This window comes from Falsibacillus pallidus (genome assembly GCF_003350505.1).
Lineage (GTDB): Bacteria > Bacillota > Bacilli > Bacillales > DSM-25281 > Falsibacillus > Falsibacillus pallidus.
The window spans coordinates 19,661-42,216 of record NZ_QQAY01000009.1; the positions used below are offsets into that span (position 1 = coordinate 19,661).

Here is a 22,556-nt window from a genome sequence, read left to right on the forward strand (position 1 = left end):
TTCTTTTTTCATAAGGAGATGGCTATGTCAAAAATTCTTCTTTTGAACGGTCCAAACCTTAATCGGCTCGGCAAGCGTGAGCCGGATGTTTATGGGACCCTGACATTATCGGACATAGAAGAAAAAATTAAATCAGCGGGACAAGCACATGGATTGGATGTGGAATGCTTTCAGTCAAATCATGAAGGGCAGCTGATTGATAAACTTCATGAAATCGAAGATCGGGGGTTTGCAGGAGTCATATTTAATCCTGGAGCCTTCACCCATTACAGCTATGCTATAAGGGATGCCATTGCTGCTATCAATGTTCCGGTCATTGAAGTACATATTTCCAACATCCATGCAAGGGAAGAGTTTAGAAGCCATTCAGTTATGGCGCCTGTTACCGAGGGGCAGATTGTCGGCCTCGGCAGCGCAGGATATGAATTGGCGCTCTCAGTATTTATTGGACGAAAAGAGGGGGAGAATTAGAATGAAGAAACTAGAACAAGTTCGGGAACAATTCGCGGAAAAAGGAATCGATGGACTGCTGGTCACAAGCTCATACAACAGACGATATATGACAAACTTTACTGGCTCGGCCGGAGTTGCACTCATTTCCGGGGAAAAGGCATTATTCATCACTGATTTCAGGTATACGGAGCAGGCTGGAAAACAAGCTGAAGGATATGAAATTGTTCAGCACAAAGGACTGCTTCATGATGAAGTAGTGGCTCAGGCAGAAAAGCTCGGGATTAAGAAACTTGGCTTCGAATCCAGCTACATGACATTCTCTACTTATAAAACCTATGAAAATGCCTTTAAAGGGGAACTTGTCCCTGTGAATGGACTGATGGAAAACTTACGCTTGATTAAGACTCCTTCAGAGATTAAGATATTAAAGGAAGCGGCTGATATTGCAGACGCAGCCTTCAAACATATTCTAGATTACATAAAACCAGGTGTTACAGAACTTGATGTTTCAAATGAGCTGGAGTTTTTCATGAGAAAAGCCGGTGCGACTTCCTCTTCATTTGATATCATCGTTGCATCTGGATATCGTTCTGCCCTGCCGCATGGCGTTGCAAGCGATAAAATAATTGAAAAAGGCGATTTTGTCACGCTTGACTATGGTGCACTGCATAAAGGATATGTGTCAGATATCACCAGAACAGTTGCTGTAGGGCAGCCATCAGATCAGTTGAAAGAAATTTACGATATCGTATTGGATTCTCAGCTTAAATCAATGGAGCTAATCAAGCCGGGTATGACTGGCATTGAAGCAGATGCAATTGCCCGTGATTATATAACTGAAAAAGGATATGGTGACCAATTTGGTCATTCCCTTGGTCATGGAATCGGGTTGGAAGTGCATGAAGGCCCGGGATTATCCGTTCGTTCAGATATCGTCCTGAAGCCGGGGATGGTTGTAACGGTTGAACCAGGCATCTATGTACAGGGGCTTGGTGGTGTCAGAATCGAAGATGACACATTGATCACGGAAGATGGAAATGAAACACTGACCCACTCAACAAAAGATTTAATCATTTTGTAGTACAAGAGCAGGAGGAAAACACATGATTTCAGTAAACGATTTTAAAACAGGTCTTACAATTGAAGTAGACAATGGAATCTGGAGAGTTATGGATTTCCAACATGTTAAACCAGGAAAAGGAGCGGCTTTTGTTCGCTCGAAATTAAGAAATCTCCGCACTGGTGCTGTTCAAGAGAAAACGTTCCGTGCCGGTGAAAAAGTAGGAAAAGCTCAAATCGATAACCGCCGCATGCAATATCTATATGCAAATGGAGATCAGCATGTATTCATGGATAATGAATCTTATGAACAAATCGAACTTCCTGCAGCTTCTATCGAGTATGAATTGAAGTTCTTGAAAGAAAATATGGAAGTATCCATCATGATGTACCAAGGCGAGACTCTTGGAGTAGAACTTCCAAACACAGTTGTATTGGAAGTTACAGAAACAGAGCCTGGTATTAAAGGTGATACAGCTTCCGGTGGAACAAAACCTGCTACGCTTGAAACTGGATTGACTGTACAAGTTCCTTTCTTCGTAAACCAAGGAGATCAATTGATCGTCAATACGGTTGACAGTTCTTATGTATCACGTGCATAAATAATAAATAAAGCACAAAAAAACCGAGGGATTACCCCTCGGTTTTTTTGTGTTTTTTTTCATTTAGGTCATATTCAATTCAATTAAGAATACATTGTAGTATCGGAGAGGCTTGTACGAAGGAGGACCAGTTATGAAATCAATCATTGCTTTTTTGCCGAAATCGATTGCAGCACAAATTACAGATCTCCCTTCCCGTATTAAAGATGAAATGGAAGAAATAAGAATCAGAATTAACCGTCCACTAGAAGTTTCTGTGAGAGGAAACCCTCACTATCTTCCCTATATTGCAAGAGCGGAGGATGCAGAACAATTTTTGAATAACTTGAGCAATCACTCTTTTTACACATTGGAAGAGGAACTAAAAAGAGGCTATATAACTATTGAGGGCGGACATCGAATCGGACTTGCCGGGAAAGTAATACTTGAGCACGGGGAAGTGAAAGGAATTAGGCAGATCGCTTCCTTCAACATACGGATCGCGCGTCAGAAAATAGGATTAGCCAATCATTTGATAGATGAACTATATGATCATAATTGGTGCCACACGATGATCATCGGGCCGCCGCAATCCGGAAAGACAACATTGCTTCGCGATCTGGCAAGGATAATTTCCACCGGGGTGCCCGAAAAAGGAATCCCCGCCCTCAAAGTGGGGATTGTCGATGAACGGTCAGAAATTGCAGGGAGTGTACATGGGGTTCCCCAGCTCCAGTTCGGCCCAAGGGTGGATGTACTTGATGCCTGTCCTAAAGCAGAAGGGATGATGATGCTCATCCGATCGATGAGCCCGGATGTATTAATTGTAGATGAAATTGGAAGAGAAGAAGACAGTGCAGCGATTCAGGAAGCCATTCATGCAGGGATCACCCTCGTCATGACTACTCACGGACATTCTTTCGATGAAATAAAGAAAAGGCCGATTCTTCAGCCAATCCTTCAATCAAAAATATTTGATACTTATATTGAATTGCAGAGAAAAGAAGTACCTGGATCAGTTTCCAGGATTCTTGACGGGGATGGAAATCAGCAAAAAAAACGAAAAGCAGGTGTCTACTAAGTCATGATTAAAATCATAGGCGCCATATTCATATTGATCTCTACATCATGGGCAGGATTCGAAGCGTCAAAGCATCTGAGTGAACGGCCGAAACAACTGAGATGGCTGAAAACAGCCCTGCAGTCCTTAGAAGCAGAAATTATGTACGGCCATACTCCATTGCATGAGGCTGCCAGAAAAATTGCAAAACAGATGCCGCGGCCCCTTTCCTGGTTCTTTGAAGCGTTTGCAGGAAGATTGACCGGCTCAGACACCACAGTACGGGATGCATGGGAAGAGAGCATGAAGGAAATTTGGAAGCAGACTGCCTTCAAGCAAAGTGAATTCGAAATTCTGAAGCAATTTGGCGAAACACTCGGCAGGCATGATATCACAACACAGCAAAAACAGATCATACTCGCTTTGAATCATCTGGAAAGAGAAGAGCAGGAAGCACGGGAAAGGCAGAACCGCTATGAAAAAATGGCTAAGAGCCTTGGTTTTATGTCCGGCCTTTTATTGATAATTTTACTTCTTTAGAAGTTTGGGGGAGAAACAATGGGAATTGATGTAGATGTCATTTTTAAGATAGCTGGTGTAGGGATAGTGGTAGCATTCCTGCATACCATTCTTGATCAGGTAGGAAAAAAAGAATATGCCCAATGGGTCACACTATTTGGATTTATCTACATCTTATTCATGGTCGCCTCTATCGTGGATGATTTGTTTCAAAAGATCAAATCAGTCTTTTTATTTCAAGGCTAGGAGGGATTAGCGATTGAAATTGTCCAAATAGCTGGGATTGCCCTTATCGTCACATTCTTAGCACTTATCATTAAGGAGCAGAAGCCGAACTTTGCTTTTTTACTAGTTGTATTTGCCGGGTGTGCCATCTTCCTTTTTCTGATTGACCAAATCTATCTCATTATCGGCATGATCGAGAAAATTGCGGTCAATGCCAATGTAAATATGATTTATGTTGAAACAATATTAAAAATCATTGGTATTGCTTATATCGCAGAGTTTGCTTCCCACATTACGAAAGACGCAGGACAAGGGGCTATTGCAGCAAAAGTTGAGCTTGCAGGGAAGATATTAATTTTAGCCATGGCTGTCCCGATTCTGACTGTCATCATTGAGACCATCATTAATATGATTCCAAAGGGGTAGCCTTGGCACTATCCGAGGTGTTTCTATGCGGCAAAAAATCCAGGCTTCTATATTGTTAATGATCTTGATTTTATTTCTCTGCCCCTATGGTGTACAAGCTGCAGGAGAAAACGGTGCATCAGAAGGAAATCTGCAAGACAGCTTTGTAGAAGGTCAGGTCGATGATCTGGGGCTTGAAGAGCTGAAAGGTTTCTGGGAAGACATTGTATCCAAGTACGGTGGATATCTGCCTGAAAGCCAAAAGGGTAGTCTAGTTGATTTCATCAAAGGGGACAAGCAGTTCTCTATAAAACAATGGCTTTACGGGGTTTCGAAATTTGCGTTCCAGGAACTGATCATGAATGGGAAGCTATTAGGTTCATTAATTATGTTGACCATCTTCAGCATGTTCCTTCAATCTCTGCAAAATGCCTTTGACCAGGGGAATGTCAGTAAAGTTGCCTACGCCATTGTTTTTATGGTATTAATCATCATTGCCCTGAATTCATTTCATGTAGCGATTGAATATACACAAGATGCGATTAATACGATGGTCCATTTTATCATCGCCCTTTTCCCATTGCTTCTGGCATTGATTGCTACTTCCGGCGGTGTAGCTTCAGCGGCTTTTTTCCATCCGGTCATCATTCTTTTGATGAACACAAGTGGATTGCTGATTGAGTATGTGGTTCTTCCTCTTTTATTCTTATCTGCTTTACTAAGCATTGTCAGTACACTTTCCGACCAGCATAAAGTCACTCAGCTGGCACAGCTCCTCCGAAATTGGAGCATCGGCCTCCTGGGGATCTTCATGACGGTTTTTTTAGGAGTCATATCCGTCCAAGGTGCAGCCTCAGCAGTGACCGATGGAATTACCATAAGAACGGCCAAATTTGTAACAGGCAATTTCATCCCTGTCATAGGGAGAATGTTTACGGATGCAACAGACACGGTCATATCTGCTTCTGTGCTCCTGAAGAATACGGTAGGGATTGCAGGGGTAGCCATCCTCCTTTTGATTGCAGCCTTCCCGGCCATAAAGATTTTGGTCATTGCCTTTATTTATAAACTGGCGGCAGCCTTGCTTCAGCCCATCGGCGGAGGACCGGTCATTGCCTGCCTGGATACAATCAGCAAGAGTGTGATATATGTCTTTGCTGCTTTAGCAATTGTGTCCTTCATGTTTTTCCTGAGTCTTACCGTGATGATTGCAGCTGGAAACATAACCTTGATGATCCGGTGAAAGGGGGAGTGGAGAATGAGTTTTCTTGTGCAATGGATAACTAATATTATCATGTTCATATTGTTAACGGTTGTCATGGACATGCTGCTTCCCAATTCCTCTTTTAAAAAATATACGAAAATGGTGACGGGGCTGCTGCTTATCACGATTATTCTAACGCCTCTTTTAAAACTGATGTCCTCTAATTTTGAACAAGTTTTTAATGGAGCGGTGATCCAGGACCCGGCAGAAAGCGAACAAGTAGAAAAATTAATAGAAAATAAGAAAAAAGAAATACAAGCCTCACAACGTGCATATATTTTAAAACAAATGGCTGTCCAACTAAAAAAGGACGCTGAAGAGGAGTTGATTGATCAATTTGGTATAGGAATCCAATCCGTCGAGCTGGTAATGCAGAAAGATAATGAACAAAACTTTCCTGATAATCTGGAAAAGGTAGTCGTTTATCTCGGTGAACCGCAAGATGATAATCACCAAAATGATATTGAAGCGGTAAAGCCGATTACTATAGATTCCAGCTCAGACAAAGATCCTAAGAAGACATTTAAGAATGAAAACGAAGTGATCGACCTCTTGGCCAACAGATGGAATTTAGATGCACAAAGAATCCAAATTCATTATGAAGGGGGGATTTCAGGAAAACATGAATCGTGAAAAGGGACCATTGGACTGGCTTAAATCGCAGTTATTAGGCAAAAAGGAAGAATCCGGTCCTTCAAACAAAAAAAACGGAAAGATTCAATACTTAGTGATCCTTCTGTTATGCGGCGTCGCATTCATGCTGATAAGCAGCATGTGGAAGTCAGGAGCTGCTGAATCTTCTCAGGAAACATTGGCAAATGGCGATGGTGGAAGTCCTGCCGCAGAAACATTCGGTTCAGTAAAGGATGCTCCAAACAAGAGTATGGCTGATTACGAAAAACAATATGAGAACCAGCTGAAAGAAGCCCTTGATCAGATGGCAGGGGTCAGCAGTGTCACTGTTGTCGTCAATGTAGAGGCTTCAGAGCAAAAAGTATTCGAAAAAAACACTAATGACCAGAACCAAATCACAAGTGAATCCGATCGTGACGGCGGTCAGCGGAAAATAGAAAATCAAACGAAAGATGAGCAGTTGGTCATTATCCGCAATGGTGAAAAAGAAGTCCCAATCGTGAGAGAGACAAGAAAGCCTGAAATCAAGGGTGTTCTCATCGTAGCGAAGGGGGCAGAAAATATTCAAGTGAAAAAATGGATCATTGAAGCAGTGACCCGCGTCTTGGATGTACCAAGCCACAGAGTTGCTGTCATGCCGAAAAAATAAAAGGGGGATTTATAAATGCTACTTAAAAAACAAACGGTTTGGTTATTGACAATGTTAAGTCTGGTTGTGGTGCTTTCAGTTTATTATGTGACTTCTCCAGCGCCGAAAACGTCAGACTTGGCGGCAGTGCAGCAAGGCAAAAAAGGTGATGAAAAAGCATCTGCGGATCAAAAGGGTGTTGACGTAGTAACAGAACAAGCTGGGGATGAAGTATTTGAAACTCTTAGACTTGAAGAACAAGACATGCGCAGCGAACTTCGCCAACAGTTGACTGAAATGGTGGCATCACCTGATCTAAGTGCAGAAGAAAAGAGCAAAGCCTACGAGCAAATGCAGCAGCTGACTGAACTTGAAACTAAAGAAAAAGTATTGGAAAGCGTAATCCAGTCCATGGGCTATAAAGATGCATTAGTGCGTGCTGATGGAGAAAAAGTGCTGATTACAGTAAAAGCAAACGAAAAGTCAGCAAAAGCAGCCAACCAAATCATCCAAAAAGTCGGAGATGAACTTGGCGATATGGAAAAAATAGCTGTGGAGTTCCAACCGGAATAACAAAAAACGAAAGCGCCGGAATTGGCGCTTTCGTTTTTTGTTTCAATGATTAACATAATCCAATCAAATTATCTGTAGCTTTCGTTGAGTCAGCTACTAGCTGATTCAATCCAATGAATTGGGAAGTCTGGCTGTTCATTGCTGAAGTCAATTCCTGCAAGATCGCACTGGCTTGATCCATCAGGCTGCTGAATTCATTGATCCTGCTTTCGATGGTTACTGAAGACTGGGCAACTTCCATCGCGAAGCCTTTATAATGGTTGAAACCCAATTGTAATTCTTCGAATGTCCCCTTAATGATTGAGAACATCGATTGAGTTTCGATCGCGAGCTCTTTCTGTATACCTAATCTGTCCACTGCTGTATCTACATCCTTTAAGACTTCCGTTGTTTCATCCCGCACCTTCAATAAATTTGATGAGATGTGATTGGCAGTGATATTGGTGATGTCCGCTAATTTACGCACCTCTTCAGCAACTACTGCAAAACCTTTTCCGCTTTCTCCAGCCCTTGCTGCTTCAATTGACGCATTCAGAGCCAGCAGATTTGTCTGTTTTGCAATATCCTGTATCGTCAATGAATGGACGCTTGCTTCTTCATTCAGTTTTGTAAGGCCATTGATTTTTTGGCTCAGCAGTGCAACGACTTCAGAAAAATTAACGAGCTCCTTCTGAAGGTTGTCCATGTATGTTGACCCTTTTAAACTGACTGAACCTGCCTCATTTGCCTTATCATTTAATTCCACTGCCTGCTGGACCATTTTTTGTACCCTCTGATTGGATAGGGAGAGTTCTTTTGATATTTCATGTATATTATTGTTTTGTGCCTGAACACCGGTGGCAATCCCCAAAATATCCTGATTCATCGCTTGAGCGGAAGAAACAGCAGAGTCGCTTTCTTCCTTAACTTGCTTAAGCATCCTTAAAAGGACGGAGGTATTTTCAAAGATCGCTTTTTGGTTTTTTTCTTCTTTTCCTAAAAGATCCAGAGTCTGATTCTGGAGTTCCAATAGGTTGGCTTCCATTTTCTTTGATATGCTTAATTGAAACAGCAGCAAAATAGAAACAAGTCCAAACAAAAGAAAAATAGTGACATAATTTTTAGATTCATAGGGCAGTTCCGAATGGTGCAGAATAGTAAAAATGATATTAATCCCAAAACCAAAAAGGATGCTTAAAAGCAGTATGTTTCTTTTCATGTATATGGCTGAAGTAGCTAAAACAAAATAGACGAGGAAGTAGGCAGTGGGGGAAATACTGTTCTGCATGATTACAAACATCACAGAAGCAACGATTATTGTGGCAATGTACGGGATTCCTTTTGTCCATTTCCCCAAAAAATGCAGCAATGCAATGATTCCTACGCCTGCTCCCCCTGCAATGACGATGGACAATATCACAGCCAGGTCCTTTTTCATGGCTAAATCTACAGCCGCTGCAAGAAGGACAGAAACAAAAGCAGCTTTGACAACTAAAGAGTTCTTGCGGATTAAATCTTCATGTTTTAATGATTCCAACGATTTCACTGTTATTCTCTCCCTAATACTTTTCTCCTATATATTGAATTGAATTCGCTTTCATTAGACAAATATCCTCTTTTTTCGGTAAAATTCAATTGGGCCGATTTTTACCGTTGAGTGGTCTTACCAATCTTTTATTGAATTTACGGTAGAAATTATCGTATGATATTAGTAGCTAGTCATAATTTATGTTAGGAGATGTATGTCATGTTAAAAGTTCAAGAAATTCGTGAGCTTATTAAATTAGTCGATCAATCCAGCATTAATGAATTTGTTTATGAATATGAAGGTTCAAAAATTGAAATGAAGAAAAAGGTTGAAGGTGCAGCTGCACCAGTACAAGCTGCAGCAGTTCCAACACCAGCTCCGGCTCCTGCCGCACCAGCTCCGGCAGCGCCTCCAGTACAAGCACAGGCACCAGCAGCTGAAGCAGTACAGCCTGCCGCAGCAGAGCAGCCAAAAGAAGATCAAAACTTACATAAAATCACTTCACCGATGGTAGGAACTTTCTATGCATCCCCATCCCCGGATGCTGATGTTTATGTAAAACCGGGTTCTAAAGTAAGTTCTGATTCTGTCGTCTGCATCGTTGAAGCAATGAAGCTTTTCAATGAAATCGAAGCAGAAGTAAACGGCGAAATCGTTGAAATCCTTGTAAAAGATGGACAACTAGTAGAATACGGACAGCCATTATTCTTGGTAAAGCCTGAATAAGGAGCGATATTCATGATTAAAAAGGTATTGATTGCAAATAGAGGAGAAATAGCGGTCCGCGTCATCAGGGCCTGCCGTGAAATGGGCATTGAATCAGTCGCAGTATATTCCGAAGCTGATAAAGAAGCCCTTCATGTACAAATTGCTGATGAAGCCTATTGCATAGGTCCAAAAGCATCCAAAGATAGTTATTTAAACTTTACAAATATCATCAGTGTAGCTAAATTGACTGGCTGTGACGCCATTCATCCCGGCTACGGATTCCTTTCTGAGAACTCAGATTTTGCGGAGCTTTGCAGAGACTGCAATATCATTTTCATCGGTCCGAGCCCGGAAGCCATTTCAAAAATGGGAACAAAAGATGTTGCGAGGGAAACGATGCGAGAAGCAGGCGTTCCAATCGTACCAGGCTCAAGAGGAATCGTTAAAGATATTGATGATGCATTAGCCCTTGCCAATGATATGGGCTATCCTGTTATCATCAAGGCGACTGCTGGAGGCGGAGGGAAAGGCATCCGCGTTGCAAAAACAGAGCAGGAGCTCATTAAAGGGATCAATATCACTCAGCAAGAAGCCATGACTGCTTTTGGCAATCCTGGGGTATATATTGAAAAGTACATTGAAGATTTCCGTCATGTTGAAATTCAAGTGCTTGCTGACAACCATGGAAATGTTATCCACTTGGGAGAAAGGGACTGCTCTATTCAGAGAAGGCTACAAAAGCTTCTTGAAGAGACTCCTTCACCTGCATTGGATGGGGAAACAAGGGCAGCAATGGGGGAAGCAGCTGTAAAGGCGGCGCAGGCAGTCGATTATTCAGGTGCTGGTACAGTGGAATTCATCTTCGACCATGTTAACCGTAAATTTTATTTCATGGAGATGAATACCCGCATCCAAGTAGAGCATCCAGTAACGGAAATGGTTACAGGGGTTGATTTGATCAAAGAACAAATCAAAGTCGCATCAGGAGAAAAACTTTCTTTGAAACAGGATGAAGTGACGTTCAACGGGTGGGCAATAGAATGCAGGATCAATGCAGAAAATCCGGAAAAGAACTTTATGCCTTCAGCGGGTAAAATTGAAATGTACCTGCCTCCCGGCGGACTTGGTGTACGAGTGGATTCAGCGGCATATCCAGGCTATTCAATTCCACCTTACTACGATTCAATGATTGCGAAAGTCATTTCTTATGGGGCAACGAGGGAAGAAGCCATCCAAAGAATGAAGCGTGCATTGAGTGAGTTTGTTGTCGAAGGCGTCCATACAACGATTCCGTTTCACATTAAACTACTGGAACATGAAACATTCGTTGGCGGGGATTTCAACACGAAATTCCTTGAAAAATATGATGTTATGAATTCATAATTATATGGGGGTGTCATTTATGGCTGAAGACCAAAACTATAATGTTCTTGAAATGGATCAGGGCAACGACGGCCTTGGCAAGGTGGAAATTGCACCAGAAGTCATTGAAGTCATTGCAGGAATCGCAGCTTCCGAAGTTGAAGGTGTTGCCCAAATGAGAGGAAACTTCGCGACTGGTGTAGTCGAAAGACTCGGAAAGAAGAACCACGGAAAAGGCGTCAAGGTAGAGCTGACAGAAGAAGGCATTAAAGTCGATGTATACTGCCTGATGAACTTTGGAGTTTCCATCCCTTCAGTGGCACAGAAAATCCAGGATAATATCCGCCAAGCCTTATTGAATATGACTGCACTTGATGCAGATGAAGTAAATGTCCATGTAGTGGGCATCCAATTCGAAAACCAAAAGATTGAAGCGGATTATGAAACCGAAGAATAATGATTGATATGGGGGGCTCCTTAAAGGGGCTCCTCTTTTCATTTGAAAACTGTCCAGCTGCAGCGCCCAGCCCCTCGAGTCTTAAGCCGTACCTCTACGGAAATCAGGATTTCCTTCGAGTTCCGTCTTATGCTGGTCGGGGCTAAACTGGGCGCTTCCGCTTTTCTTATAAGTATTAAGAATTATTCCTCTATTACAATACTCGTGCTTTCATTCCTTCATTTATGCTATTATCTTCTTATGACGAATTGAAAGATTGAAATTGATTTTAAAAGGAGCAATAAATAAATGAAAAGACGTACTGCCCGTGAAAAAGCGCTTCAAGCCCTTTTCCAAATGGACATGAATGATATCTCTGCCTCAGATGCAATTGAACATGTGCTTGAAGGCAAGTCGAACGATGAATACCTGCAGCAGCTTGTAAGCGGAACTATGGAACATAAAAATGAAATTGATGATAGAATTCAGTCTAACCTGCAAAAATGGAAGCTTGAACGCCTGGCAAAAGTAGACCGAAATATCATGAGAGTTTGTGTTTATGAAATGTGTTTCGTTGAGGATATGCCGCCTAATGTTGCCATCAATGAAGCGATAGAAATCGCCAAAGTGTTCGGGGATGATCAATCAAGCAAATTTATCAATGGAGTCCTTTCAAAAGTAAAAGATTCCTTGAATAAGTAACAGAATGCCCTGCTGTCTAACAGCATTGAAAAAATTCACTAAAACTATTTTAAAAGCTGCCTTTATCGTTTCCGGCAGCTTTTCTTGTCCAGCTCCAGCGCCCAGCCCCGATCAGGGCGCTTGCGCATTTCTTTAAATTTGTTGTAAAGAGGTGGGAGTAATGTCAGAAAACCGCTATCTTTCTGTAAAAGCGCTAACAAAATACATAAAGAAAAAGTTTGAAATGGACCCTTATCTGAAAGATGTATTTGTAAAAGGGGAAATTTCGAATTTCAAAAGACATTCCAGCGGACATATGTATTTTACATTGAAAGATGATAAAGCCCGTATTATGTCCGTTATGTTTTCATCTTCAGCGGCCTCGATAAAATTCCAGCCTGAAAATGGAATGAATGTATTGGTTCGTGGTGACATTTCAGTCTTTGAATCAAGCGGACAGTACCAGATTTATGTAAAATCCATGGAGCCCGACGGTATTGGTGCTCTTTATTTAGCCTACGAACAGTTAAAGGAGAAGCTTGAAAAAGAAGGACTATTTCTACAGTCCCGAAAAAGACAAATCCCTTCCTATCCCCGTACAATCGGAGTCATCACTTCGCCAACCGGTGCGGCTGTAAGAGACATTATCACGACTGTCAGAAGAAGGTATCCGATTGGTAAAACACTCATTATCCCTGCACTGGTGCAAGGGGAAAAAGCAGCTGCCTCAATTGTGGATGCCATTGCAAAAGCGAATGAAATAGGAGGAATCGATGTCCTGATCGTTGGACGTGGAGGGGGATCGATTGAAGAGTTGTGGTCCTTTAATGAAGAAGTGGTTGCACGTGCAATCTATCATTCCTCCATTCCCGTAATTTCTGCAGTAGGCCATGAAACGGATTTTACCATAGCGGATTTTGTGGCAGATTTAAGGGCTCCGACTCCAACCGGGGCAGCCGAATTGGCAGTGCCGCACATAGAAGAGATTCTTGATAGAGTGATGAATCAGCAGATGAGGCTGATTAGAAGTATGAGAACGAGGGTTGAGTCTCATAGAAAAGCTCTTCAAAGACTTCAACAAAGCTATGTTTTTAGAAATCCAATTAAGCTATATGAGCAAAAAATGGTCCAATTGGACAGGCTGACAGAAAGGCTCCAAAGAGAAAAATCCATTTACTTCCAAGCTTTTGAGGATAAAGTGAATCACTTAACGATGAGGATGGAACGGAATCATCCGCAAAGGAAATTGGAGCAATCAGTAGAAAGACATAAAGGGCTGGATAAATGGCTGCAGCGGAATATGGCCGGGATTTTGGAGAAAAAAAACCAAACATTCGCCAAAAGCCTTACTGCGCTTGAAGCACTTAATCCATTGAAAATAATGGATAGGGGCTATAGTGTCGCTTATACTGAAGATAGGCAAGTTGTGAAGTCGATCGGACAGCTTAAAGCAGGCCAAAACCTTAAGGTCCATTTAAAAGATGGACAGCTGCAATGCACTGTGGATGAAATAAAGGAGGACTCTTACAATGAACGATGATAAATTGACCTTTGAACAGGCGATGGAGCAGCTCGAAGCCATCGTACAAAAGCTTGAGGATGGGGAAGTTGAACTCGAAGAAGCAATTACTATCTATCAAAAAGGGATGGAACTCTCTAAACTTTGCCACGATAAATTAAAAAGTGTGGAAAATCAATTGACCAAAGTCTTGACTGAAGATGGCGAAAAAGATTTTTCGCTCCAAGAGGAGGATTAAATCTTGTCACCTGTCTTGAATGAATTTATGAAAAAATGCATCAAAGTGATTGAAGTGGAATTAGAAAATGCAGTCCAAAAATTAAATACACCAGAACGCCTGAAGGAGGCAATGCTTTATTCCCTTCAAGCTGGAGGTAAAAGGCTGCGCCCTGTATTATTAATGGCTACTTTAAAAGCATTCAATAAAGAAAAGAAAATGGGCCTGTCTGCTGCGTGTGCCCTTGAAATGATCCATACATATTCCCTGATTCATGATGATCTTCCAAGTATGGACGACGACGATCTCAGGAGAGGGAAACCTACCAATCACAAAGTTTTTGGCGAAGCATTTGCCATTCTTGCAGGGGACGGCCTGCTGACTTACAGTTTTCAGCTGATTGCAGAAGACGAAAGCATATCACCTCAAACACGTATGAAACTGATCTCCCTGCTTGCAAAATGTGCAGGTCCTGAAGGGATGGTCGGCGGCCAAGCAGCGGATATTGAAGGAGAAAATAAATCCCTTGGCCTCGAGCAATTGGAGTATATCCATCTTCACAAAACAGGGAAACTCCTTGTATTCAGTGTTCTTGCAGGTGCAATCATCGCTGGAGCCAATGAAGAGGAACTGCAGCAATACGAAAGATTTGCTGTGAATCTAGGCCTTGCTTTTCAGATACAAGATGACATCTTAGATATTGAAGGAGATGAATCAAAGATCGGAAAGCCTGTAGGCAGTGATGCCGACAATCAAAAAAGCACTTATCCTTCCATTCTCTCATTGGATGGGGCAAAAGCAAAACTTGCTGAACATGTATCCTTGGCAAAGGATGCCTTGAAAGCCGCAGGGCACAATGCGGAATTCTTAATTGGCATCACCGATCTTGTTGCAGAGAGGGATCATTGATATACAACAGTTTGAGTGTATGATTATAGATATGGTATAATACGGTCATTGATATAATGGCGCATTTTAAATTTTTTAACTCAATAACAATGAAAAAGGTGCCGTTATCACATTGTGTGTTAGCGGCATAAATATTAATTGATGAAAGTGAGTGATCCGTGATGGATCTATTATCGATAAAAGACCCCAGTTTTCTCAAAAAAATGAACAAAGAGGAACTAGAGCAGCTCAGTGGAGAAATAAGACAGTTCCTGATCGAGAAGCTTTCTAAGACTGGCGGTCATATCGGACCTAATCTTGGGGTGGTTGAACTGACGCTTGCACTTCATAAGTGCTTCGACAGCCCGCAGGATAAACTGATCTGGGATGTAGGACATCAGTCTTATGTGCATAAGATTTTAACTGGACGTGCGGGGGAATTCGATACACTTCGCCAATATAAGGGGTTATGCGGATTTCCAAAGAGAATCGAAAGCGAACATGATGTATGGGAAACCGGACACAGCTCAACATCGCTTTCTGCAGCAATGGGGATGGCCATTGCAAGGGACTTGAAAAAAGAGAAATCATTCATTCTCCCAATCATAGGAGATGGTGCCCTTACAGGCGGGATGGCTTTGGAGGCGCTTAACCATATCGGTGATGAAAACAAGGACATGATCGTTGTTCTTAACGACAATGAAATGTCCATAGCCCCAAATGTTGGTGCCCTTCACAAAGTTTTGGGCAAACTGCGGACTGCAGGAAAATACAGATGGGCAAAAGACGAACTTGAATATTTATTAAAGAAGATACCGGCTGTAGGAGGTAAGCTTGCCTCGACTGCTGAAAGAATTAAAGACAGCATGAAATACTTCCTTGTATCCGGCATGTTTTTTGAGGATCTTGGATTCACCTATCTGGGTCCAGTCGATGGTCATGACTTTGAGGATCTATTCGAAAACATTCAATACGCGAAAAAGACAAAGGGGCCGGTCCTTCTCCATGTGATTACAAAAAAAGGAAAAGGATTCCACCCTGCAGAGTCTGACATAATCGGGACTTGGCATGGAACCGGACCATATAAAATTGAAACTGGTGATCTAATCAAACCGGTCAGTGCACCACCTGCATGGAGCAAGCTTGTAAGTGAAACGGTCAGGAAGCTCGCAAGGGAGGATGAACGGATTGTTGCCGTCACCCCAGCGATGCCTGTTGGTTCAAAGCTTGAAGGGTTTGCAAGTGAATTCCCTGATCGAATGTTTGATGTCGGAATTGCCGAGCAGCATGCTGCGACAGTTTCAGCAGGATTAGCCATTCAAGGGATGAAGCCATTTTTAGCCATTTATTCTACCTTCCTTCAGAGGGCATATGATCAGGTCGTGCACGACATTTGCCGTCAGAATCTAAATGTATTCATTGGAATCGACAGGGCAGGACTTGTTGGCGCAGATGGTGAAACGCATCAAGGCGTCTTTGATATCGCATTTTTAAGACACTTGCCAAACATGGTCTTGATGATGCCAAAAGACGAAAATGAAGGACAGCATATGGTCAAGACAGCTATTGATTATGATGCAGGTCCGATTGCGATGAGATTCCCTAGAGGCAATGGCTACGGGATTCCAATGGACGAAGAGCTTAAAACGCTTCCGATCGGTTCCTGGGAAGTATTAAGGGACGGAGAAGATGCAGCCATCCTAACATTTGGAACGACAATTCCAATGGCAATGGAAGCGGCAGACGAACTTTCTCAAATGGGCATTTCAGTCAAAGTAGTAAATGCGAGATTCATTAAGCCGATGGATGAAAAGATGCTTACCGATATCATGTCGGCGGATATGCCAATCCTGACTATTGAAGAAGCGGTGCTCCAAGGCGGGTTCGGAAGTGCTGTATTGGAATTTGCCCATAATCATGGCTTCCATCGTACTGTCATCGATCGAATGGGGATTCCAGATTATTTTGTTGAACATGGAAGTGTCGATAAATTACTCGAAGAAATCGGGCTTACTAAAGAACAGGCAGTATCCAAGATACAGGCATTAACACCAAAAAAACAAAAAAGGGCTTGAACATGAAAGCAAAAAAACAGCGTGTAGATATACTTTTAGTTGAAAGAGGTTTAGCTGAAACGAGGGAAAAGGCAAAAAGGGCAGTAATGGCCGGGATTGTCTATTCCAAAGAAATGAGGCTGGACAAGCCAGGAGAAAAAGTGAGCGAAGATATCCCCCTTACTGTTAAGGGGAATATCCTCCCTTATGTCAGCCGCGGCGGTCTGAAGCTTGAAAAAGCATTGAAAGAGTTCAACGTGGATGTACAAGGAAAGATTATGATTGACATCGGTTCATCCACGGGAGGATTTACTGATTGTGCACTTCAAAATGGCGCTAAGCTGTCCTATGCATTGGATGTCGGCTATAATCAGCTTGCATGGAAATTAAGGCAGGATGAAAGAGTCGTCGTTATGGAAAGGACGAATTTTCGGTATGTAACGCCTGAAGATTTGCAGGAAGGCCTTCCTGAGTTTTCCTCGATTGATGTATCCTTTATTTCCTTAAAGTTGATCCTGCCAGTTTTGAAGACATTGCTTGTGCAGGACAGCGACGTCGTGGCGTTAATCAAACCCCAGTTTGAAGCCGGCAGGGAACAAGTGGGCAAAAAAGGCATAGTCAGGGATCCGAAAGTGCATGAAGAAGTATTGAAAAAGGTCCTTTCTTTTGCATCAGAAGAAGGATACATCCTAAAAAACCTTTCCTTCTCACCGATAACCGGCGGAGATGGCAATATTGAATTTTTAGCCCATATCAATTGGGGCGGGGATGACTCCGATGCCATCGAGGATATGGATCAAAAAATAAAAGAAGTGGTCTTGGAAGCTCACCAACAGCTGAAGTCCAAAGAAAAATAGCTTGTACTTAGGTACAGGCTTTTCTTTTACACATTATTGGGAAAGAATCATGTACAAGGAAGAAAAAATAAGCTAACATGTTCGTATATAGTAGAATATTTATACAGATTGGTTAGGGGTTGCAATCATATATGATGAATAAAGGACAGCGGCATATTAAAATAAGAGAGATTATTGCACAGAACGATATTGAAACGCAGGATGAATTAGTCGATGAATTAAAGAGTGCCGGATTCAACGTAACGCAGGCAACCGTTTCAAGGGATATTAAAGAACTTCACTTGGTTAAGGTCCCTTTAATGGATGGCCGCTATAAGTACAGCCTTCCTGCAGACCAAAGATTCAATCCGCTCCAAAAGCTTAAACGATCATTGACCGATGCTTTTATCAGATGCGATACCGCAGGTCATTTGCTTGTTATGAAAACATTGCCGGGAAATGCCAACGCAATCGGTGCGTTGCTGGATAATTTGGATTGGGACGAGATCCTCGGAACCATTTGTGGTGATGACACATGTTTAATTATCTGCAGGACGGAAAATGATACAGAAATAATCTCCAAAAGGCTTATTGACATGCTTTGAATGAGGTGAATGATACTTGCTGCAAGAATTATCAATAAAAAACTTCGCAATTATAGATGAATTGACGGTTTCACTTGAAAAGGGACTTACGGTTCTCACAGGAGAAACAGGTGCAGGAAAGTCCATCATTATTGATGCTCTATACTTGCTTGCCGGAGGAAGGGGTTCCTCGGAGTTTGTTCGGCATGGCGAAAAGAAAGCTGAGCTCGAAGGATTGTTTATCTTAGAGGATCAAAAACATCCCTGTTATGTTAAAACAGCTGAATTAGGCATTGAAATAGAGGAAGGTATGGTTGTCCTTCAGCGGGATATTTCCAGTAATGGGAAAAGTGTGTGCCGAGTGAACGGAAAACTTGTCACGATTGGGATTCTTCGTGAAATCGGATCTTCGCTTGTAGATATTCACGGTCAGCATGAACATCAAGAGCTGATGGATGAATCTTCCCATATCAGGCTGTTGGATCAATTCGGAGAAAAAGAAATTGCAAGAGCGCTGAAAAATTATAAAGAGGTTTTTTCACGTTATGACCAGACAAAGAAGCGCATAACGCAATTGAGTGAAAATGAACAACAGATGGCTCATAGGCTTGACCTTATCCAATTTCAGTTTAATGAGATCCAAAAAGCCAATTTGAAAATCGGCGAAGACTTGGAACTAAGCGAGGAAAAAAAGAAATTGGGAAATTTCGAAAGATTGGCTGAATCGATGCAATCAGCCTATTCCGCTCTCCAAGGGGAGCAAAAGTCGTTGGATTGGGTCAGTTTGGTGATGGGTCATCTTGAAACTGCAGCTGAATTGGATAGTGAGCTCAATGGAGCTTTAGAAGCGGTTTCCAATAGCTTCTATGCACTCGAAGACGCAACGATGACAATACGAAATCATTTGGATATGCTTGAATTCAATCCTGAACGTTTAAATGAAATTGAAGCAAGGCTAAATGAAATCAACGGTCTGAAACGGAAGTACGGGTCTTCAATAGAAGAGATTGCAGAATACAGTGCAAAGATCGAAGAAGAAATTGATGCGATAACCAATCGCGATAACCATTTGCATAACCTGCAAAAAGAGCTTTCTTCTTTGGAAAAAGATCTATCCATTGAAGCAGATGAATTAAGTGCCTTGAGAAAAAAATGGGCGAAAAAGCTGACTGACAGCATCCATAAAGAATTAAAGCATCTTTACATGGAAAAAACCGTCTTCCAGGTTCAATTTGATGAAGCTGCGAACGGATTTAAGAAAGATGGAATGGATGCGGTTGAGTTCTTCATATCAACAAACCCCGGAGAACCGCTAAAACCAATTGCGAAAGTTGCTTCAGGTGGAGAGCTCTCGAGGATGATGCTTGCGCTTAAAACCATTTTCTCGCAGCATCAAGGCGTCACGTCGATTATATTTGATGAAGTGGACACAGGTGTAAGCGGCAGGGTCGCTCAGGCAATAGCTGAAAAAATTCACCAGGTTGCTTCACATTCACAGGTCTTATGCATTTCCCATCTCCCGCAGGTCGCTGCAATGGCGGATACTCATCTTCTTATCCAAAAAAACATTGCAAGCGGACGGACAACAACCTCTGTCACACCGCTTGATAATGACACTAAGATCAAGGAAATCGGTCGGATGATTTCCGGTGTAGAGATCACAGACCTTACAAAAAAACATGCTCAAGAACTATTAGAATTGGCACATTCCATGAAACAAACTTGAAAAGCTATCCAAAATGGGTAGCTTTTTTTCTTTACCTGCTTGTTATATTTGACTCGCTTCAAGGCTAAATTAAGATTGTAGCCAATCATAAGTGTGTGGATTAGAAGCGAGGAGAGTGAAAAGTTTGAAATGGGAACATCTTAGAAAATTAATTGGTGGAATTCTCCTTGTTTCACTTATTTCCGTATTATTCTACAAACCTTTCCAACAATATCTGGAAATTCCAGGAACAATCACTTTATTTGAAGGTCAGTCACAATCTTTTTCAACTTCGAATGCTATTTCTGCAGCAGCGATGAGTGGATCGGCATCTGCTTCTGAAGAAAATCAACATACAATTAAAATTGATGCAAAATCACCAGGCAAAGATGACGTTTTATTGGAATTTGCCGGTTTTCCGATTAAAAAGGTCAATGTGAATGTACTAAAGGATTACAAGGTCATTCCAGGCGGCCAATCCATCGGGGTAAAACTTAATACCCTTGGGGTCCTCGTAGTAGGTCATCATCTTGTATCAACCGACAAAGGGAAAGTATCACCAGGGGAAAAAGCAGGAATCCAGGTTGGTGACATCATTACTGAGATAAACGGTAAAAAAATTGAAAACATGGCAGATGTGGCACCTTTTGTTCAAAAGGCCGGTGAAAGCGGACAAGAGCTTAAAGTCATTGTACAAAGGGATCATAAAATCATAAAAACGAACTTGATGCCCATGAAGGATTCGTCAGAGGATGAATACAAGCTTGGATTGTACATCAGGGATTCAGCTGCAGGGATCGGCACCATGACATTCTATGATCCCAAGACCAAGAAATATGGAGCCTTGGGACATGTCATTTCAGATATGGATACGAAAAAACCAATTGTAGTGGAAGACGGACAGATCTTGAAATCTACAGTGACATCGATTGAAAAAGGGAGCAATGGGAATCCGGGGGAAAAGCTGGCCCGTTTTTCTCCTGACCGTGAAATAATCGGCGACATCAACCGCAACAGTCCATTTGGTATTTTTGGAAAGCTGCATCACGGCTTGGATAACGGTTTGCTTGATAAACCGATGCCTATTGCATTATCAAATCAAGTCAAAGAAGGACCGGCAAAAATACTGACAGTAGTGGATGGAGATCAAATCGAAGAATATGACATTGAAATCGTGAGTACAATCCCACAAAAATTCCCTGCAACAAAAGGGATGGTCATTAAAGTGACAGATCCTAAACTGCTTGCAAAAACAGGTGGGATCGTTCAGGGGATGAGCGGAAGCCCGATCATTCAGAATGGAAAACTAATTGGAGCGGTTACACACGTATTTGTGAATGATCCCACTTCGGGATACGGTGTCCATATTGAATGGATGCTTCATGAAGCTGGGATTGATATTTACGGTGATAATGAAAATGAAAATAAGGCAGGCTGAACAAAAGCACCGATTAAAAATCGGTGCTTTTGTTAATGGATATGCTTCCATAAAAATAGATAAAAATAAAAAATAACATAGAATACACTTGCAAATCAATATGTTTTTGCTATCATATAGATAAATAAAATTCGACAAATCGATAACCGGTTTTATCGAATGTAGTCGAAAACAAGAGAAAACAAGAGGATTTAAAAGAAAATATATATTTTTTAACATTTTTTCAAAAAAGAAAAGGAATTTTAGTTGCATTGTCGAATTTGTCAATTACAATAATATTTAGATAAATAAAAAATGGATTTATTTAATTGAGGAGGAAACCTTTAGTGAAGAAAATTAAAGTATGTATTGTGGATGATAACCGTGAATTAGTTGGACTCTTGAATGATTATATCGAGTCCATGGATGATATGGAAGTTCTTGGTGTGGCGCATAATGGACAGGAATGCCTTCAGATGCTTGAAGAAGCTGAACCGGATGTTTTAGTCCTTGATATTATCATGCCTCATCTTGACGGATTGGCTGTTTTAGAGAAGCTTAGGGAAAATCCTCGATCCACTATGCCAAACGTAATCATGCTTACTGCTTTTGGCCAGGAGGATGTGACAAAGAAAGCAGTCGAATTAGGCGCATCTTACTTCATCCTGAAACCGTTCGATATGGAAAACCTTGCAAGCCACATTCGACAAGTGAGCGGGAAAACAAATTCATTCATTAAAAAATCTTCCTCCATTAGATCAGCCGAACAAAAGCCGAGAAATCTCGACGCAAGCATTACCAGCATCATCCACGAAATTGGTGTGCCTGCTCATATTAAAGGATATCTTTATTTGAGAGAAGCAATCTCAATGGTTTATAACGATATAGAGCTTCTGGGATCGATCACTAAAGTTTTATATCCAGATATCGCAAAAAAATATAATACCACTGCAAGCCGTGTGGAACGAGCAATCCGCCATGCCATAGAGGTTGCGTGGAGCAGGGGGAACATTGAATCGATTTCATCCCTGTTTGGATACACAGTATCTATGTCGAAAGCCAAGCCGACGAATTCTGAGTTCATCGCGATGGTGGCAGATAAGTTAAGGCTGGAACATAAAGCTTCTTGAAAGAGTGAGAATCAATAAACGATAAAAAAGCTTACAGGGGAATCTCTCTGTAAGCTTTTTTACACGATTTCAGCTAATATTTAAACAAAAGTGCCATTATACTATTATAAGT

The 22,556-nt window shown here is 41.7% G+C and carries 25 protein-coding genes; 24 read left to right on the forward strand and 1 reads right to left on the reverse strand.

Annotated features, from left to right (window positions below):
• The first annotated feature begins 24 nt into the window (after window positions 1-24).
• The 11 genes from aroQ to DFR59_RS13435 all read left to right on the forward strand — a co-directional run bounded on the left by aroQ (window position 25) and on the right by DFR59_RS13435 (window position 7,400).
• The gene (aroQ, locus tag DFR59_RS13385) at window positions 25-471 is read left to right on the forward strand and encodes a type II 3-dehydroquinate dehydratase (RefSeq protein ID WP_114746168.1); all 447 of its coding nucleotides are present in this window, start codon (window positions 25-27) and stop codon (window positions 469-471) included.
• A gap of 1 nt (window position 472) precedes the next feature.
• A complete protein-coding gene (locus DFR59_RS13390) occupies window positions 473-1,534 on the forward strand; it encodes a M24 family metallopeptidase (RefSeq protein ID WP_114746169.1) in 1,062 nt (353 codons plus the stop codon).
• Window positions 1,535-1,556: 22 nt separating this feature from the next.
• Window positions 1,557-2,114: an elongation factor P gene (gene efp / locus DFR59_RS13395; RefSeq protein ID WP_114746170.1), complete on the forward strand. Its 558-nt coding sequence runs from the start codon at window positions 1,557-1,559 to the stop codon at window positions 2,112-2,114.
• A gap of 133 nt (window positions 2,115-2,247) precedes the next feature.
• Window positions 2,248-3,174, forward strand: a complete 927-nt coding sequence (gene spoIIIAA, locus DFR59_RS13400) for a stage III sporulation protein AA (protein WP_114746171.1) — start codon at window positions 2,248-2,250, stop codon at window positions 3,172-3,174.
• Between the two features lie 3 nt (window positions 3,175-3,177).
• Window positions 3,178-3,693: a stage III sporulation protein SpoIIIAB gene (gene spoIIIAB, locus DFR59_RS13405; protein WP_114746172.1), complete on the forward strand. Its 516-nt coding sequence runs from the start codon at window positions 3,178-3,180 to the stop codon at window positions 3,691-3,693.
• Window positions 3,694-3,711: 18 nt separating this feature from the next.
• Window positions 3,712-3,918 carry a stage III sporulation protein AC gene (gene spoIIIAC / locus DFR59_RS13410; protein WP_114746173.1) on the forward strand — a complete coding sequence of 69 codons (207 nt, stop codon included), beginning with the start codon at window positions 3,712-3,714 and terminating at the stop codon, window positions 3,916-3,918.
• Between the two features lie 12 nt (window positions 3,919-3,930).
• Window positions 3,931-4,323 carry a stage III sporulation protein AD gene (spoIIIAD, locus tag DFR59_RS13415; RefSeq protein WP_114746174.1) on the forward strand — a complete coding sequence of 131 codons (393 nt, stop codon included), beginning with the start codon at window positions 3,931-3,933 and terminating at the stop codon, window positions 4,321-4,323.
• 25 nt (window positions 4,324-4,348) lie between these two features.
• Complete coding sequence (gene spoIIIAE, locus DFR59_RS13420; protein ID WP_114746175.1) at window positions 4,349-5,545, forward strand: stage III sporulation protein AE; 1,197 nt, start codon at window positions 4,349-4,351, stop codon at window positions 5,543-5,545.
• Between the two features lie 15 nt (window positions 5,546-5,560).
• Window positions 5,561-6,199, forward strand: coding sequence for a stage III sporulation protein AF (gene spoIIIAF / locus DFR59_RS13425; protein WP_114746176.1), 639 nt, complete (start codon window positions 5,561-5,563; stop codon window positions 6,197-6,199).
• Window positions 6,189-6,848 (forward strand): stage III sporulation protein AG, encoded by a 660-nt coding sequence (gene spoIIIAG / locus DFR59_RS13430; protein ID WP_114746177.1) that lies wholly within the window; start codon window positions 6,189-6,191, stop codon window positions 6,846-6,848. The genes spoIIIAF and spoIIIAG overlap by 11 nt, the downstream gene beginning before the upstream one ends.
• A gap of 15 nt (window positions 6,849-6,863) precedes the next feature.
• On the forward strand, window positions 6,864-7,400 hold the full coding sequence (locus tag DFR59_RS13435; RefSeq protein ID WP_114746178.1) for a SpoIIIAH-like family protein: 537 nt from the start codon (window positions 6,864-6,866) through the stop codon (window positions 7,398-7,400).
• Between the two features lie 49 nt (window positions 7,401-7,449).
• Here the strand turns inward: DFR59_RS13435 and DFR59_RS13440 are convergent, their stop codons facing one another.
• Window positions 7,450-8,925 (reverse strand): methyl-accepting chemotaxis protein, encoded by a 1,476-nt coding sequence (locus DFR59_RS13440; protein ID WP_114746179.1) that lies wholly within the window; start codon window positions 8,923-8,925, stop codon window positions 7,450-7,452.
• A 201-nt stretch (window positions 8,926-9,126) separates the two neighbouring features.
• Between DFR59_RS13440 and accB the strand changes: the two genes are divergently transcribed.
• From accB to spo0A, 13 genes are all read left to right on the forward strand, one after another.
• Window positions 9,127-9,633 (forward strand): acetyl-CoA carboxylase biotin carboxyl carrier protein, encoded by a 507-nt coding sequence (accB, locus tag DFR59_RS13445; protein WP_114746180.1) that lies wholly within the window; start codon window positions 9,127-9,129, stop codon window positions 9,631-9,633.
• 12 nt (window positions 9,634-9,645) lie between these two features.
• Complete coding sequence (accC, locus tag DFR59_RS13450; RefSeq protein ID WP_114746181.1) at window positions 9,646-10,998, forward strand: acetyl-CoA carboxylase biotin carboxylase subunit; 1,353 nt, start codon at window positions 9,646-9,648, stop codon at window positions 10,996-10,998.
• A 19-nt stretch (window positions 10,999-11,017) separates the two neighbouring features.
• Window positions 11,018-11,434 carry an Asp23/Gls24 family envelope stress response protein gene (locus tag DFR59_RS13455; RefSeq protein WP_114746182.1) on the forward strand — a complete coding sequence of 139 codons (417 nt, stop codon included), beginning with the start codon at window positions 11,018-11,020 and terminating at the stop codon, window positions 11,432-11,434.
• 288 nt (window positions 11,435-11,722) lie between these two features.
• Window positions 11,723-12,115, forward strand: a complete 393-nt coding sequence (gene nusB, locus DFR59_RS13460) for a transcription antitermination factor NusB (RefSeq protein WP_114746183.1) — start codon at window positions 11,723-11,725, stop codon at window positions 12,113-12,115.
• Between the two features lie 160 nt (window positions 12,116-12,275).
• Complete coding sequence (gene xseA, locus DFR59_RS13465) at window positions 12,276-13,634, forward strand: exodeoxyribonuclease VII large subunit (protein WP_114746184.1); 1,359 nt, start codon at window positions 12,276-12,278, stop codon at window positions 13,632-13,634.
• On the forward strand, window positions 13,624-13,851 hold the full coding sequence (gene xseB / locus DFR59_RS13470) for an exodeoxyribonuclease VII small subunit (RefSeq protein ID WP_114746185.1): 228 nt from the start codon (window positions 13,624-13,626) through the stop codon (window positions 13,849-13,851). Before xseA ends, xseB begins: the two co-directional genes overlap by 11 nt.
• Window positions 13,852-13,854: 3 nt before the next feature.
• On the forward strand, window positions 13,855-14,739 hold the full coding sequence (locus DFR59_RS13475; RefSeq protein WP_425454714.1) for a polyprenyl synthetase family protein: 885 nt from the start codon (window positions 13,855-13,857) through the stop codon (window positions 14,737-14,739).
• A 161-nt stretch (window positions 14,740-14,900) separates the two neighbouring features.
• Window positions 14,901-16,793, forward strand: coding sequence for a 1-deoxy-D-xylulose-5-phosphate synthase (dxs, locus tag DFR59_RS13480; protein ID WP_114746186.1), 1,893 nt, complete (start codon window positions 14,901-14,903; stop codon window positions 16,791-16,793).
• A gap of 2 nt (window positions 16,794-16,795) precedes the next feature.
• Entirely contained in the window at window positions 16,796-17,629 is an 834-nt protein-coding gene (locus tag DFR59_RS13485) for a TlyA family RNA methyltransferase (RefSeq protein WP_114746187.1), read from the forward strand.
• A 134-nt stretch (window positions 17,630-17,763) separates the two neighbouring features.
• On the forward strand, window positions 17,764-18,213 hold the full coding sequence (gene ahrC / locus DFR59_RS13490; RefSeq protein ID WP_114746280.1) for a transcriptional regulator AhrC/ArgR: 450 nt from the start codon (window positions 17,764-17,766) through the stop codon (window positions 18,211-18,213).
• A gap of 16 nt (window positions 18,214-18,229) precedes the next feature.
• Window positions 18,230-19,918 carry a DNA repair protein RecN gene (gene recN / locus DFR59_RS13495; RefSeq protein WP_114746188.1) on the forward strand — a complete coding sequence of 563 codons (1,689 nt, stop codon included), beginning with the start codon at window positions 18,230-18,232 and terminating at the stop codon, window positions 19,916-19,918.
• A gap of 124 nt (window positions 19,919-20,042) precedes the next feature.
• Window positions 20,043-21,335 carry a SpoIVB peptidase gene (gene spoIVB / locus DFR59_RS13500; RefSeq protein ID WP_114746189.1) on the forward strand — a complete coding sequence of 431 codons (1,293 nt, stop codon included), beginning with the start codon at window positions 20,043-20,045 and terminating at the stop codon, window positions 21,333-21,335.
• A 326-nt stretch (window positions 21,336-21,661) separates the two neighbouring features.
• Window positions 21,662-22,444, forward strand: coding sequence for a sporulation transcription factor Spo0A (spo0A, locus tag DFR59_RS13505; RefSeq protein WP_114746190.1), 783 nt, complete (start codon window positions 21,662-21,664; stop codon window positions 22,442-22,444).
• The last annotated feature ends 112 nt before the right edge of the window (window positions 22,445-22,556 follow it).